Below are 14,504 nucleotides of genomic sequence, written 5' to 3' on the forward strand. Positions count from 1 at the left end.
TCTCACCCATTCTTCATCTTATAAATCACCAAAAAGCCCAGAACGATCAATACCAGTATTAAAAAAGTAGTTACAATAATCAACGATTGATTGGGCACAGGCCTGTGTTTCCGTTTGCGGCGCTGCTGTTGTAATTGTAGAGAGAGTTGTTTATTGAGATCGGCTACGGCATGCTGCATCTTTTTTTCATCGGCCAGTCGAAGTCCTTCTTCTGCATCGCTCATCATATCAGACGAAGAAAGACGTTGCTCAACTGCATTTCGTTCTTCGGGCGTGAGATTTCCCTGCAGGTAGTTAAGTAATTCCTGTTCAGTGAGATCGTCACGCTGGTTCAATATGTCAAGCAGGTTATCGGCCATTATTCTGTTGTTTCAGTAAAATCATTTTCAAGTTACGTTTTCCATTCTGAATATAGCTTTTCACCTGCATTAAGCTGTAACCGGTAGTGGAAGCAATATCCGTATAGCTTTTTTTCTGCAGGTAAAACAGTTCAATACAGGTGCGTTGTTCAGGTATCAGTTCAGTTACGGCAATGGTTAGCCGCTCCAGTAATTCGTCTTTTTGTAAATGCTCGGTGTGGTTCACATCCTCGGCAGGTGTAGCCATCATCTGTTCACTTAATTCTTTGGGCAGTTTGCCTTTATCACGCAGCTGCATCAGGCAATGATTCTTGGCCACCATGTAGATCCAGCTTTTGAAATAATCCACTTTGTATTTGCCCAATTCTTTAATGGATTTTTCAAACACCTGTTGCACGGCATCCTTCGCTTCTTCTTCGTTTTTCAAATATTTCATGCATACACCAAACAACAAAACCGTATAACGTTGCAGTAATTGGCCAAGCCATTTATTATCGCCATCGTGGTAAAAGCGGTTGAGTAATTCCTGGTCGGGTATGGTGGAGTAGGTTGTATTCACAAACAGGTTTGTGATGGCAAATTAGTTATTTCTGTTGAAGAGATGCAAGGGCACACAAAATTCCATATATTCATAGTACTCAATTTCTTTGCATGAATAACGCCCTTTGTATTGTTCCGGTTGCACCTGTCCGTAAGGAGCCGCAACAAGAGTCTGAGATCACCTCTCAATTATTATTTGGGGAAGCGGTAGAATTATTGGCCTCTCATGGCGAGTGGGTTGAACTGATATGTCTTTATGATGGCTACACCGGTTATTGTTTACGCAACCAGCTTACAGAAGTAAATGAAGCTATTGCATTGCAAGACCAGGTAGCATTGGTGAATACATGGAGCGGTATCATATTGGTAAATGATGTACCCATGCACGTGCCATTTGGCAGCGCACTTCCCGGGCTACATAATGGTGAAGCCATTTGGGGCGATCATAAAATCAAAAGCAGTAGTAAGTTAGTAATGGAAGGAGCTTATGTGTTTGATGAAGAAAGCATCAGGCAGGTAGCATTTTTATATTTAAACTCAGCTTATCTTTGGGGAGGACGTTCGGTATTCGGTATCGACTGTAGTGGTTTTGTGCAAGGGCTCATGCGTTTCTTTGGAAAGAAATTACCACGCAACTCGGCCAACCAGGCAATGGTGGGAGAGGATCTTGGATTTTTGCAGGAAGCACGTTGTGGTGATCTTGCTTATTTTGATGATGAAGAAGGAAAGATCATTCATGTTGGGTTATTGTTGAACGATCATGAAATTGTACATGCCGCAGGTAAAGTACGTATCGATAATATTGATGGTGCAGGAATTCTTCACAGCGAAACGGGTGAACGAACGCATCGGTTGAGGATGATCAAACGGGTTTAAGGCACAAGACTCAAAAAGGTCAAAGCACAAGAAAAACCCAAAAGCCAAAAAACAAAATCCAGTAAAGAAGAGCGAACGCCCAACTCCGAACTCAGAACTTTTTGAATTAAAAACTCTTTATCCAATTCACAACTGCTTTCTCCCAACCAATCATTTTAAACGCAGTATAAAATAAGAGAATAGCAAATACTTTTTTCACAGTTTCCTGAGGCAAACTCAAACTCCATTTGCTTCCGAAGTAACTGCCCACTACAAAACCAAGCGCCAGTAATCCCACTACTTTAAAATCAACATGGCCCGCTTTGTAATAGTTGATCATACCTAATAAAGCTACAGGTAATACCAATAAACCCAGCGATGTGCCTTGCGCAGTGTGTTGACTAAAACCAAGAAAGAATACCAATGCAGGCACGACAATCAAACCTCCACCAACGCCTACCATGCCACCCAGTATACCGGCTGCCAACCCAATAATGAGTACGGCGATAATAATTGTTGTATCCATTTTTTTTGTTTGCATGTATTAAAGTTTGTCACGGTATTTGTCTTTGTAAAATCCGATTGCCTCTTCTATGATCTGAAAGGCTTCAGCTTTATTCTGAAAATTATCGATCTCCACCACTTTATTCTCAAGTACTTTATACTCTTCAAAATAGTGTTTCAGCTCGTGAAAGAAATGTTCAGGCAATTCATCAATATCCTTAATGTGTTTAACAGTAGGATCGTTACTGGCAACTGCAATAATTTTATCATCACGTTCGCCCTGGTCGATCATTTGCATATTACCGATCACCGTTGCTTCAACAAGGCACAGGGGTTGAATAGATTGTGAACAGATCACCAGAATATCAAGCGGATCGCCATCCTGTCCGAGTGTTTGAGGAATAAATCCGTAGTTGACGGGGTAGATAAACGAAGAGAATATTACCCGGTCGAGACGGAGCAAACCAGTGTCTTTATCAATTTCATATTTACTGCGACTGCCTTGTGAAATTTCAATGAGTGCGTTTACACGTTCTGGGGCTTTAGGGCCATAATGGGCGCCATGCCAGGGATGAAGGACTGTGATCATATAATGCGAAATGAATGATGAATGAGGAGCCGAAGTTAATGAGTTTTAATGGAGCTTATAAAAAGAAAAAGCGGTGAAGAATCACCGCTCCTTATTAACCAAAAGCTGTCGCCTTTATTCGGCAGCTCTACAGAGTTTATGCAACTATTGAATTGCTTTTAATAGTTGTTGTGCTTTACTTCACAGAACAGGAACTTCTTTTTCTTCGCCATTGATAGCCGCAATCAAACCTATGATCCAGAGTACAAACAAACCCAGCAATACAAAATAGAGCAGAATGGAAATGATCCAGCCGATGATCGGAATTAAAATCAGCACCCATTGTAAAATACTTACTCCAAAACCTGTAAGCATTAAAAATAGAGATTGCCTTAGGTGAAAAGCGCCCAGCTGCGTTTTGTTGTTACCATGCATTACAAAAGCAATGATCCAGCCGATAATAGTGAGGTAACTGATGATGGCAATCGATTTCCCGTCCAGTGCAGTTTTATTTGTATTTACATTTTCTGTTTGCATGATTTGATATTTGATTAATAATTGTTTGTAATTCTGCTTTTTTACAGGTTATTATTTTCTTTTTGCTAACCCCGTGAAAATTCCGCTCCCGGGGTGGTTGGCATCGTTCATCCACAAAACTCTTCCGCCTTTAATGGCTGAGAAATAAACATCAAAAGTTTTATCCTGGCCTCCAATATTTGAAAAAGACATCTGCCAGTTATTAAGTGATTTAAAAATACCGTCGCTTTTTGATTGTGCGGCATTGATAACTCCTCCGCCTGAATTAGTCATAACCGCTTCCCAATGATATTTGTTACCGCTGCTGAATTCATACCATTGTGATGCTGAAAAGGTGCTCATGCCGGCAAAATTGCCGCTGTAATAGTTGTAGTAAAATGTATTGCTTGAAAAATTGGCATCCCATCTGCCAGTATTATTAAGGTCTGTGGCAGCTACAGCAAACTTATTCCTGCCTGTCATATTATCTAGTTTATTGTACAGTTCAGGCTCATCTGCTTTTATTACAACACCCTGACTGTTATCAACTACATATCCGCCGGAATAATCGGTAACTTTTGCCCAACGAATAGTTTCAGGGTTAAAGCCAAACTCCTGGGTAAACGTTAATACATCCGGTGTAATGACTTCCATCCATCCCGCACTTCTGCGAAACAGAACAACAAAAACAGAATTGCCTGAATTATTTTCGGTAACAGTACCCATGCCGAAATAGGGACGGTTGTTTGTTTCTACATAAGCTGTTTTGTAATTGACTAATTGAGAGTAACGTGGTGCTACCAATATATTCCAGGCTGCAGTAGTAAGTTTATCAGGATCAGCAGGGAAAATTGTGCCTTCTTTTGGGAAATGCAAAAGTACTTTGATGTTTCCTTTTACAACTTCTACCCAATCTTCCTGTATGGTACTGGTCCATCCATCATCAAAATTGGTAGTATTAAATGCATAACCGGTGTTTACAGAAGTTGTTTGTTGAGTTGTCGTTGTTTGTTGTTGTTCAGGTGTTGTTTGTTGGGTAGTTGTCTGTTGCTCAGTTGTTATTTGTTGCTGTGTGTTTATTTGTTGTGTCGTTGTTTGTTGTTCAGGCATTGTTTGCTGTTGCTGCTGAGGAATTGTATTTTGAAATGTCGTAGGAGCAGCTCCTAATTCGCCAAAGTATAATTCAATGGATGTTTTCTTCTTTTCAAAATACAACACGAGGTTTCGACTATCTTTTTGTAACCATGCATATTTGTTGTCAGTTTCTAATGGTTGAATAGCATAGCCAAGATTACTTAGCTGTGCTACCAAAGAATCTGATGAGAAGCCTGATTCAGCAGGTAATGTCAATACTTCTACTTTTGAAACAGTTGTGCCTGCTTTTTTTGTTTCCATTTCAAGTAATGTTTTAGCAGTTATTTCCGTAAGGAAACGACTGTCCTGTTTACTGCCATTCGGTAAACTCATGCCGGAAATGGCAGATTGATTTACAGGGGTTACTTTCTTTTGTGCTATTGTAACAGCACTCTGGAAGAGGATGATCAGAATAATGAGTTGTTTCATTTCAGTGATACTTATGTTTCAAAAATACCGGTACGGTGCAATTCTTGTTATCCCTTAAAAGAAGGAAATTTAATTCATGGTTCAGCCCTTAGTAACTTTAATATTACTGATGTATACACCTGTTTCCTTTGAGTTGCTGGTGAAGTTCTCCCAGCTGATTGTATTAAATGAAAGCCCTGCCGGTATTCTGCAATCCTTACATATACCACCATAAGCCAGTTTCATATCTTTCCCTGAAACAGCAACTCTTGTATTATTTATAAATAATTGAATTTCTCCATTGTTGAAACTGAGTTTTACCTGCACTTTCCTTTTTTTATTTGTGAACTCTGTAAGACTCTTGGTATAAAATGCTCCTTCATTAAAGTTTTCCCTAAACAGGGGCGGGTTGGTGTGCAGTTCAAGTTTAGCTTCACCTCTGTAATTATTATTATACAAGTCAGCTTCATTGCCTGCACCTATAGTAAGTTGCACATAAGCGCCATCCTTTGCTTTATTCTCTCCTCCTGTGGCTAATAATGGGTAGGTGCTCAGATAGAGTTTAACTGTTCCACCAGATCTGCTGCTGAAATCATCTGTAACAATGTCAAAGCTGATAGAAAAATTTTGTGGCAGCGGTTTTTTTAAAGAGAATGGTGTTACCGTATTATTGTATCCCAGTTTCAGCCATTTTCCTGTTTCATTTTTAATTGTTGTAATGGTGGAGTGCTCGCCTGAAGTGCTCATCTTCCAGCCTTTGGCATTGGTACCCTCAGCATTTATTGAAAAATCATCTGCAAGTAATACATTGGGTGAAGTGCTTGTATTTATAAAACTTACTGTTTCCATGCCTTTTTTTCGATAAGTATCTAAACGGGCTTTCAGTTGTTGTTCATTTGCCGGTGTATAGGGTTTGCCCTTTACTTTATCCGGGTTAAAGAAATAATTATAAGCATACTCATAGTTGAAATTTTCTATAACAGATTTGTACATCTCATATTCCTGGTTGCCATCCGTTTTTGTTGTGTAGGGTACAGTTATATTAAGCCATTGCGGTTGGTCTGTTTTGCATTTTTGAAGTAATTCTTTTGAGTATTTGTACACTCTGTAATAGTCTTTATTATTAAAAGCAACTTCACGAATAACAAAAGGATCGGGATCTGTTTCAAAGCTGTAAATATTCATACTGTAATTATCTACGATGGCTGGCTCATTTAATGTGGCACTGTGTTTTGCTTTTAATTTTTGAATATTGAGCAGGTGTTTTTCCATTACTTTCTTTCGGCCCTCATATGCTTTTTCAACAGCTACTTTATTACTACTGCCAAACTGCTGCTCAATGGTCATTTTCAATTCTTTCAAAAGAATTTCAAATGATTCTTCGGCCATTTGTAGTAATTCACCTTTTGTAACAGCAACAATTGGGAGTTTATTGCCAGGCACAAGAAAGACTGATTGAACTTGTTTATTCTGCCATGTTAACCATGGATACAAATTCGGATGAATTTTCGGGTCAGCCTTTTTTCTTTCATCGCCAATTAAGTTACTTGCCGTTTTATCTTCTTCCCAGGTAAAAACATACCTGTCATCATTATTGATCCATGAAATTGGCCAGGTGCCCGGTAGTGTATTTACTTCAATATCAAAGCGTGTATATTCTTCTGATACAGGTTTGAAATGTCCTTTGGCATCTAACCATTTGCCGTTGTAGGTATAGCTTACGTTCCATACACGAAAGTCTATGCCATACGAATGTGGGGGATAGCGTTTAATAGGTCTGTATTCGCCAGCGGTAATGAAAAGTTTTTTATCATGAGTTCCCAGCCCGCCTACCGGAGTATAGGTTTGTCGCATCCATCTGATGATTTCATTTAAGTTTTCCTGCTGCTTTACAGAAAACGTTTTGCCTTCGCCTGTAAATGGTGTTGTTGCCTTTTTGGGTTCTGCAGTATACCAACCAATAATACTATCCTGTATCCTTTCTTCAGGTGTTAGTTGGGCCATTATTTGGTTTATAAGAAAAAAAGAAAAAACGATTGATGCCGATATCTTCTTCATGTTGATCATTTTAATTTTGAAAATGAACTTTCTCCTTTTGCGCTATAACCACTGTTAACACTCCAGCGGCTATCAGCACTTACGTTTACTGACGGAGCAGCTGGTAAACTTAGTTTTACGGTTTCAGGTTCAGTTACTTTTCCTGATTTAGAGATCATCCCTGGTGTTACTTCAACTTCGTTGTCAACTTCCAGTTTACTTGCGATGTCCAGTTCTGATTTTTCTTTTACAATAAAGTCAGCAATGATTCCATCTTCACTTCTCGTAAGTTCCATGCTTACGCCTAATTCATTTTTCAAACCTACTTCCACAGGAGCTTCTTCTTCCATTGTTTTTGGAAGCAAGCTTAATTCTTTATCTATCCCCATTTCAATGCTTCCCTTTTTAAATCCTTTTTCATCAATTTCGGCGTCCATTTTTATACCAACTCCGTTAATATCAGTTCCAATGCTTCCTGAACCATTTATTTCTCCTTTTTTATTAATCTCTGCACCTATATTCACATCAACCCCTTTTATTTCAGTCTCAATACTTCCGGTACCTTTTTTAAAATTTCCCTTTTTATCAAACTCTGCACCTACATTAATTTTTACTTCTTTTATTTCAATTCCAACAGATGCCTGTTCTATAAAGCCATCAAAATTTGCTGTAAGGCTTGCTTCAAATGGAAGCATGATTGGGTTGAGCTGAAGACTCATCGTATTACATCTCATAACAATGTTACCAAGGCCCGGCGTGTAAATACGATTATATATTTTACAATTCACTTCATCGTAGTCATTCAGAGGTTTTAGAATACTGTATTCTGCTTTTTTCTGTATATCTGAACTGCAAGGATATCCTAAATCACTTTCATGAAATAATTCATATAATCTTTCCAGAAATCCTGCACGTAAATTCAAAACAATCATTTGTGCAGAGGCATCTGTTTTGGCAGTGGAAGGGTAATAATAGTACATATTATAAAACTCAGTAAGCCAAAAAGAAACCGATAGTTCGTTGGATTTTATATTCAGCTGATTTGTTTTTTCAAGAAATTCATTGATAATGGGTAATTGACCTTCGCAATTGACCTGTTTGTTTGCACCTCTTTTGATTTCTTCGTCAAACCGGATTCGCTCTTTTTCTAAAGCTATGTCAAACTTGATTTTAAGTTCAGTCTTTTGTTTAACAAGCAGTAACAATTTTTCAGTGTATTGTTTTAAACGGCGATCAAAGTCTTTTGTATAATTGTTATATCGTTCAACAGCTTTACTATAATATGGAGAATAGATGTTGAATTTGCTGGCCTGTGCTTTTTTAAAGAACGCCTGTTCTGCAATGCTTGCATTTTTGCTTACAAGTGTCAATTGTGCATTAATCTTTTCCTTCTCTGCCTTAATGATTTCTCTGAATTCACGCCATTGCAATTCTATATTGCTACCTAAATTGGTTGCATAAATTTTTGGAACCATTGCTGCATATTCATGTAAATTAAACGTGGTGGAATAGTATACTCTTGGTGCATAAAATCTAACAGGCTTGTATTGATCTGCTTCCAATTCTTTTAACAGGTTGTTTTTTTGGGTGGTGACACTGTGTTTTAACGAGCGGTGCAGTGCAGCAATTGCTTCAGCCCTTTTGCCTCTTGCTTTCAGCAGCAGGCATTTTGTATAGTTCGCCTGCGGGTGGTAGGTATAAACACGAACAGCGCTGTCTAAATACTTTTCACCTTTCAACTCTTCACCCAGTTGCAACCATGCCTGCCCAAGATTATTAAGTATAGTGCTGTTGTTTTTATGAACACTGTTTAGCTTTTCAAGAATTGGCAATGCGATATGTGCGGCACCACCCATTGTAAGATAGGATGCAAAATTGTTTAGATTGTCTGCATTTGGAATTGCTTCAACTGCTTTGCCCATTAAGTAGGTTGCAGATTCTTTATACCCATACATCCACATGCCATTGGCTGCTGATGCAATCATAAATCCGTAATAAGGATCGTTTTTAAATTGATCATTTATTTTATCAGCCATTTGCCGGGCTTCCGGTTTTATTAATGATGCAATAGATAGGTTGGTTTTTTTGATGAATGCCAGTAACTGCTCTTTTGAAAAAATTGTTTTAGGTAATGCGTTAATCAGTGCTGTTTTCCTGGCAGGTACAACCCTGTTTTCATCCTCCCATGCAACAGCCAATTGTTTATCAGTAACACCTGACATGTTCTTCTTATTCGGAATTTTTATTCCCATGCTGTCGAACATTCTCCTTTCTTCCGGTGTCATATTTTTTAAGATGTTATCCATCTCATTCATCATTTCGTCCATTTCTTTTTGCGTGGGCGGTTTTTCCTGTGGTTTTACAGGTTTGGGTTTGTTTTGCGCAAACATGTTGCTGCATGCTAATAGCAAAAGGAATAAAAAAAGTAATGAGTAAAATTTCACTGTTGCTGGTTTAAAATTTATTAGTTGAATTCAATATTTTATTAGTTGAAACCTGAAGTATCTTTAAGTATAGTTGAAATAATGGGCGTAAAATTTCCATCGGCTCTGCATTCAAAAAATTGTTCCCATTGATTTAAAAAACCGCTTGTATTATTAAATACTATTGTTTTGTTGCCAAGGGTTGGATGCAGGTTGCCATTTTGATCTTTAAATTCCAGTGTAACACTGATGCCCTCAATGCGCCATGCATCTGTAAACAGGTGAGGCATATACATAATGCGGAGTATGATGCCTGATTGTTGAATATCAGTCAATAAAAAACTACCAATGTTTACAGTGTTAGTCCATTTGTATAAACCGAACTCATTTATACTGTTTACCTGCATTTCATTTCTTGTATTGGTGCCCGGTTGTTGAAATAAAATACCCTTGCCTTTTTGAATAAGCCACACTGTTACTTCTGAAGGGAATTCTTTATTGTCTCTTCCTGTGCTAATGCTTACCCGGGCATTCGTTAAAGTGTAAACCGGTGTTTGAGTAACATTGATTGGTTTTAGTGTTGAGATTTTTGTTGGGCTTAGTATTTGAGCATTGGTTATAACTGTGCTCAACAGGCAAGGAAGTATAATTGTAATTAACTTATTCATTTTGAATTGGATTGTATAGTTGGATAATATATTGCCAAATTTTTATTACCTGATATTAGTAGTTGCAGACACAGCCGCTTTATTCATTACCCATCTGCCACCGCCTCCTGCATTTGTGCCCGGGCCCCATGTTCCGTTAAGTTGGGTGCCGGTTAAAGATGCTGAGAATGAAAAACCAGAACTGGCGCCGTTGTAGGTGTAGGAACCGCTAAGTTGGTTATTTGAAAACGTGTAACGGCCCGATGCAATACTGTTGCCGCTTGCATCCAGTAATTTCATAGTGCCATCAGTATTTAATTGAAAGCAATAAAAATTCGCTCCATTACTGCTGCCATTACCCCATGTGCCTTTCCATACACCTGCTATGGAAGTTGGTGTAGACGTTGCAATGGTACCCGTTGTAGTACCCGGTAACGTTTTATAGGTTGTGTTAATCGTTGCGCCCGTGGCTGGTACTGTATTGCCCGCAACAGTTGTGCTTTGCGCCGGGAAAAACTCTATTTTCATCAGCACCGTGTAAATGCCGTGATCCCTTAAATTACCAACCGCAGTTTCATCATATTGCACAGGTATAACACCCTTGCCAAATCCCATATCGCTATTACTGATGAATGCGAGGTTAGGTGTGTTCAATACAACAAATTTTGGAGAGAAGTCGCCATATTTTTCCATACCGATGGGTCTTGTGCCGGGTTTCCCTAATTCCCCCTGCTCACCGCCCGCTTTCAATTTTGGCATACCAAGCTGGCTGGCTCCTAAAATAATTGACGTAGGGTTCATTGTTAAAATGCCGAATCCAATTGCAAGTGGTGCAATTTTTTGATTGATGCTGTATGCCATGCTTTGAATGGTAGAACTAAATCCTGCCTGGTTATCTGCTATGGGATCTTGTTCCCAACCGGTAGGTATGATGGTTAATATGTCGCCACTTGTCATGTCGTATTCTCCAAGAAGCAGATTAGCCCGGTAATTATCGCCGGCTTTAATTCCGCCTTTGTTATTGCCAAATAAATCAACCCAGGTGCCAACACTTATACGGTTTGAAAATTGACCGGATGCATCACCATAAACCGGTGTTCGTTTTTCATAATTTAGTTTCGTGTTGCCGTTTTTATCACCCAGCAGAAAGGAAAATGTAAAATAAACTTCATCGCCTTTCCCGTCTGAATGTAAAACATCATCCCAGGTTTCACGATAGCACTCAAAACCTGCAAATGATATACGAATGCGGCCTGATTGTGCCAGCATTGTATTAGATGTAGCAATGAATAACATCAAATAAAATAGCTTTTTCATGTGTATGTTTTTGTTGATGTAAAAATGATGCAGTGTCCTGATTGGCACCATCCCTTAAAAAAAGGATATTTTAAAACGGGTAAAAAATCATGTGAAAAAGGGAGGTGCTACTATAAAATGGTTGATTTTATTTGCAGTATGCCAATTTGATTTTATATTAAGACATGCAAAAACTACTGTTCTATATTTCCCTTTTCCTTTTTTCAGTTGCAGATGCACAAGTACTGATGAACAGGGACAGTCTTTTGAAATTACTGCCCACAATTAAGGAAGATTCAGCAGGTGCAGAATTTTATATTGTTCTTGGTCAGCAATATGAAAGCAGTGAACCTGAACTGGCGAAACATTATTATCACAAAGCCGGAATCATCAGTGAAAAAATAAATTACCCGGCAGGGGTGTTGCGCTATATTTTCAATTACACATTTGTACTAAACCTGCAGGGCAGATTTGACTCTGGTCTCGCTCTCAATTTAAAAGCAGTACCTATTGCAAGAAAACTGAATGATCCCGTCATGTTGGGGAAAGCATTGTTTAATGCAGGATCTTCATACAGGATGCTGGCACAATTTGAAAAGGCAATTTCATTATACGAAGAAGGGCGAAAAATATTTGCATCGAATGGCGATAGTTTGTTAATGGCCAGGAGTTATGATATTATACAAATGCTTTACTATAATCTCGAAAACTATGATAAAGGAATTTACTATGGTGAAACAGCGGTGAAATGGCTTCGTACAATTGACGATCCTTTGTGGTTGGGTACTACTTTAAATAATTTAGGCATGAATTATATAAAGAAAGGCGATAGTAAAAAGGCAAAGGAGGCATGGATGGAAGCGTTGGCCATCAGCAAAAAAATCGGCAACTTGGAAATGGAGGGCTCTCAAATGCTCAATCTTGGCGATTTATATATGCATGCAGGAGAATTCGCAATTCTCAAAGACTATTATGGCAAAGCATTGGATTTGTATACTCAACTTGATGGAGCCGAAGGTATTGCCATTGCTTTACGTGGACTTGCCATTTATGAATACTTCAATAAAAATTTCGAGGCAGCAAAAAAATATGCAGAGCGGTCGCTTGAAGTGATTAATAAAAACAACCTGCAGCTTGAAAAAATAAAAACACTAGAAACTTTATCGAGCATTCATATTGCTATGCAGGATCTAATTACCGGACAGAGATATATGCAGGAAGCAACAGTTCTTTCTGATAGTTTGTTAAATGACCGGGTACGCAAAGCTTCTATTGATGCAGAAACCAAATATGAAACTGCAAAAAAAGATGTGCAAATACAATTGCAGCGGGCAGTTATTAAACAAAAGAACACGCTCAACTACTTTTTAAGTGCGGGTGCTGCAGCGCTATTACTTATTTCAGTTCTTGGCTACCGCAATTACAAACAAAAACAAAACCTGCAGCAGCAACGCATAAATGAACTGGAAACCGAAAAACAATTAGCCGCAACTGAAGCAGTACTTAAAGGCGAAGAACAGGAACGCACCCGGCTTGCAAAAGATTTGCATGACGGTTTGGGTGGTATGCTCAGCGGTATTAAATATTCAATGAATACTATGAAAGGAAACTTAATCATGACGCCTGATAATGCACAGGCCTTTGAACGCAGCATGGATATGCTGGACAGTTCTATTAAAGAAATGCGCCGTGTGGCACACAATCTTATGCCGGAAGCATTGGTGAAATTTGGATTAGATACTGCATTGAAAGATTTTTGTAAGGACATTCATCAATCAGGTGCTTTGAATGTTTCATATCAATCTGTAGGTATGGAAGGAAAAGCACCAGATCAAACAACTGCCATTACAGTCTTTCGCATTGTGCAGGAATTGCTGAACAATACGTTGAAACATGCTGCTGCAAAAAATGCCATTGTACAGTTAAACAGAACTGATGATCAGCTTTCCGTTACTGTGGAAGATGATGGTAAAGGATTTAACACAGCTGTCTTGGAGCACAATCGTGGTATTGGCTGGGATAATATTCAAAACCGTGTGGATTTTATGAAAGGAAAGTTGGATGTAAAATCGGGTGAGGGTAAGGGAACATCGGTGCATATTGAAATAAACGTTTAAATGAAGATCAAAGTTTTTATTGTAGATGATCATTATATGGTGGTGGAAGGAATCCGCTCCATGCTGCAAACAGAAATTTCTGTTGAGTGGATGGGGCATGCTTCCAATGCTGATTCCTGCATGGCTTTTTTGAAACAACAGCAACCCGATGTGTTGCTCATGGATATTAATATGCCCGGAAAAAACGGTATTGAGTTGTGTGGCGAAGTAAAACAAAAATATCCCGGAGTGTTTGTGTTGGCGCTGAGTACATTCAATCAGCAAAGTTTTATTGAAAAAATGATGAATAATGGCGCATCAGGTTATGTGCTGAAAAATGCATCTCAACATGAACTGATGGAAGCGATAGAAACCGTTGCTAAAGGAAAAATATTTTTAAGTGAAGAAGCTGCAGCGATGCTTCGTAAAGATGACAATAGTGAAGTACCTGTTATTACGAGGAGAGAAAAGGAAGTATTGGAATTGCTGGCCGACGGATTAACAAACAATGAAATTGCTGAGAAATTATTTGTGAGTGCCACTACAGTTGACAGTCACCGTAAAAGTTTAGTAGCCAAACTGAAAGCCAAGAACACACCTGAACTCATTAAACTGGCATTTATCCATAAACTTATCGGAACATAAATGAAATGGATTTTATTAATATCTCTGTTAAGTATTCATGTAGCACTTTCAGCACAGGATACTATTCAGCGTGTGAAACTTTCGGAGTTGCAGCAAACAAGGCTACTGTCATCACCAAGACTCATAAAATCTTCATTAACAACGGCACAAAAAATTGAATTGCGTATCAATCAGTTTCTGGATTCAATGGTTCGTACAGCTGATGCCAGTCCTTTTTTTATACAAAAAATAAAAAACGGTGTGTCAAATATTTTATATGAATTCTGGAAGATGGGTATGCTCACTGGTTTAGCACAGGAACAAGCTTTCTATGTAAAATGCAATGCTCAAACAATGACAGCTAAAGATATTGCCGAAGGGAGATTGGTTGTAATAGCAGGGTATGCATTAATCAAGCCTGCTGAATTTGAAGTGATCCGTTTTGAACGGATGCTTATCAACAAAACTCCACTCCAATACGCAGCAAATTTCTGACC

At 38.6% G+C, this 14,504-nt stretch carries 14 protein-coding genes; 4 read left to right on the plus strand and 10 right to left on the minus strand.

Annotation, left to right across the window (positions count from 1 at the left end; all coding sequences use genetic code 11):
• Nucleotides 1-2: 2 nt before the first annotated feature.
• Nucleotides 3-359 carry a hypothetical protein gene (locus WG954_RS14035; RefSeq protein ID WP_340437273.1) on the minus strand — a complete coding sequence of 119 codons (357 nt, stop codon included), beginning with the start codon at nucleotides 357-359 and terminating at the stop codon, nucleotides 3-5.
• Nucleotides 349-918: an RNA polymerase sigma factor gene (locus WG954_RS14040; RefSeq protein WP_340437274.1), complete on the minus strand. Its 570-nt coding sequence runs from the start codon at nucleotides 916-918 to the stop codon at nucleotides 349-351. Before WG954_RS14040 ends, WG954_RS14035 begins: the two co-directional genes overlap by 11 nt.
• 92 nt (nucleotides 919-1,010) lie before the next feature.
• Here WG954_RS14040 and WG954_RS14045 point away from each other — a divergent pair, with 92 nt between their 5' ends.
• Complete coding sequence (locus tag WG954_RS14045; protein WP_340437275.1) at nucleotides 1,011-1,775, plus strand: C40 family peptidase; 765 nt, start codon at nucleotides 1,011-1,013, stop codon at nucleotides 1,773-1,775.
• A 106-nt stretch (nucleotides 1,776-1,881) separates the two neighbouring features.
• On the opposite strand, the gene WG954_RS14050 is transcribed toward WG954_RS14045, so the two are convergent.
• From WG954_RS14050 to WG954_RS14085, 8 genes are all read right to left on the minus strand, one after another.
• The gene (locus WG954_RS14050; protein ID WP_340437276.1) at nucleotides 1,882-2,295 is read right to left on the minus strand and encodes a sulfite exporter TauE/SafE family protein; all 414 of its coding nucleotides are present in this window, start codon (nucleotides 2,293-2,295) and stop codon (nucleotides 1,882-1,884) included.
• 3 nt (nucleotides 2,296-2,298) lie between these two features.
• Nucleotides 2,299-2,847, minus strand: coding sequence for an inorganic diphosphatase (locus WG954_RS14055; RefSeq protein WP_340437277.1), 549 nt, complete (start codon nucleotides 2,845-2,847; stop codon nucleotides 2,299-2,301).
• Between the two features lie 180 nt (nucleotides 2,848-3,027).
• A complete protein-coding gene (locus WG954_RS14060) occupies nucleotides 3,028-3,363 on the minus strand; it encodes a magnetosome magnetite crystal formation protein family (protein WP_340437278.1) in 336 nt (111 codons plus the stop codon).
• A gap of 51 nt (nucleotides 3,364-3,414) precedes the next feature.
• The gene (locus tag WG954_RS14065; RefSeq protein WP_340437279.1) at nucleotides 3,415-4,905 is read right to left on the minus strand and encodes a hypothetical protein; all 1,491 of its coding nucleotides are present in this window, start codon (nucleotides 4,903-4,905) and stop codon (nucleotides 3,415-3,417) included.
• A gap of 81 nt (nucleotides 4,906-4,986) precedes the next feature.
• Entirely contained in the window at nucleotides 4,987-6,942 is a 1,956-nt protein-coding gene (locus WG954_RS14070) for a hypothetical protein (protein ID WP_340437280.1), read from the minus strand.
• A gap of 5 nt (nucleotides 6,943-6,947) precedes the next feature.
• On the minus strand, nucleotides 6,948-9,365 hold the full coding sequence (locus WG954_RS14075) for a tetratricopeptide repeat protein (protein ID WP_340437281.1): 2,418 nt from the start codon (nucleotides 9,363-9,365) through the stop codon (nucleotides 6,948-6,950).
• A gap of 41 nt (nucleotides 9,366-9,406) precedes the next feature.
• Nucleotides 9,407-10,012, minus strand: a complete 606-nt coding sequence (locus WG954_RS14080; protein WP_340437282.1) for a hypothetical protein — start codon at nucleotides 10,010-10,012, stop codon at nucleotides 9,407-9,409.
• 45 nt (nucleotides 10,013-10,057) lie between these two features.
• A complete protein-coding gene (locus WG954_RS14085) occupies nucleotides 10,058-11,308 on the minus strand; it encodes a hypothetical protein (RefSeq protein ID WP_340437283.1) in 1,251 nt (416 codons plus the stop codon).
• 164 nt (nucleotides 11,309-11,472) lie between these two features.
• Between WG954_RS14085 and WG954_RS14090 the strand changes: the two genes are divergently transcribed.
• The 3 genes from WG954_RS14090 to WG954_RS14100 are packed head-to-tail and all read left to right on the plus strand — an operon-like array spanning nucleotide 11,473 to nucleotide 14,502.
• Nucleotides 11,473-13,404: a tetratricopeptide repeat-containing sensor histidine kinase gene (locus WG954_RS14090; RefSeq protein ID WP_340437285.1), complete on the plus strand. Its 1,932-nt coding sequence runs from the start codon at nucleotides 11,473-11,475 to the stop codon at nucleotides 13,402-13,404.
• A complete protein-coding gene (locus WG954_RS14095; protein ID WP_340437286.1) occupies nucleotides 13,405-14,028 on the plus strand; it encodes a response regulator in 624 nt (207 codons plus the stop codon).
• Entirely contained in the window at nucleotides 14,029-14,502 is a 474-nt protein-coding gene (locus WG954_RS14100) for a hypothetical protein (RefSeq protein ID WP_340437287.1), read from the plus strand.
• Nucleotides 14,503-14,504: the final 2 nt, after the last annotated feature.

It is taken from the genome of Lacibacter sp. H375 (assembly GCF_037892425.1).
Taxonomy (GTDB): Bacteria; Bacteroidota; Bacteroidia; order Chitinophagales; family Chitinophagaceae; genus Lacibacter.

What these genes read in the sequence shown, in the direction of transcription:
- WG954_RS14065 (WP_340437279.1), bottom strand. Translation starts at nt 4,905, where the DNA reads ATGAAACAACTCATTATTCTGATCATCCTCTTCCAGAGTGCTGTTACA.
- WG954_RS14060 (WP_340437278.1), bottom strand. Translation starts at nt 3,363, where the DNA reads ATGCAAACAGAAAATGTAAATACAAATAAAACTGCACTGGACGGGAAA.
- WG954_RS14050 (WP_340437276.1), bottom strand. Translation starts at nt 2,295, where the DNA reads ATGCAAACAAAAAAAATGGATACAACAATTATTATCGCCGTACTCATT.
- WG954_RS14085 (WP_340437283.1), bottom strand. Translation starts at nt 11,308, where the DNA reads ATGAAAAAGCTATTTTATTTGATGTTATTCATTGCTACATCTAATACA.
- WG954_RS14035 (WP_340437273.1), bottom strand. Translation starts at nt 359, where the DNA reads ATGGCCGATAACCTGCTTGACATATTGAACCAGCGTGACGATCTCACT.
- WG954_RS14100 (WP_340437287.1), top strand. Translation starts at nt 14,029, where the DNA reads ATGAAATGGATTTTATTAATATCTCTGTTAAGTATTCATGTAGCACTT.
- WG954_RS14095 (WP_340437286.1), top strand. Translation starts at nt 13,405, where the DNA reads ATGAAGATCAAAGTTTTTATTGTAGATGATCATTATATGGTGGTGGAA.
- WG954_RS14070 (WP_340437280.1), bottom strand. Translation starts at nt 6,942, where the DNA reads ATGAAGAAGATATCGGCATCAATCGTTTTTTCTTTTTTTCTTATAAAC.
- WG954_RS14055 (WP_340437277.1), bottom strand. Translation starts at nt 2,847, where the DNA reads ATGATCACAGTCCTTCATCCCTGGCATGGCGCCCATTATGGCCCTAAA.
- WG954_RS14080 (WP_340437282.1), bottom strand. Translation starts at nt 10,012, where the DNA reads ATGAATAAGTTAATTACAATTATACTTCCTTGCCTGTTGAGCACAGTT.
- WG954_RS14090 (WP_340437285.1), top strand. Translation starts at nt 11,473, where the DNA reads ATGCAAAAACTACTGTTCTATATTTCCCTTTTCCTTTTTTCAGTTGCA.
- WG954_RS14045 (WP_340437275.1), top strand. Translation starts at nt 1,011, where the DNA reads ATGAATAACGCCCTTTGTATTGTTCCGGTTGCACCTGTCCGTAAGGAG.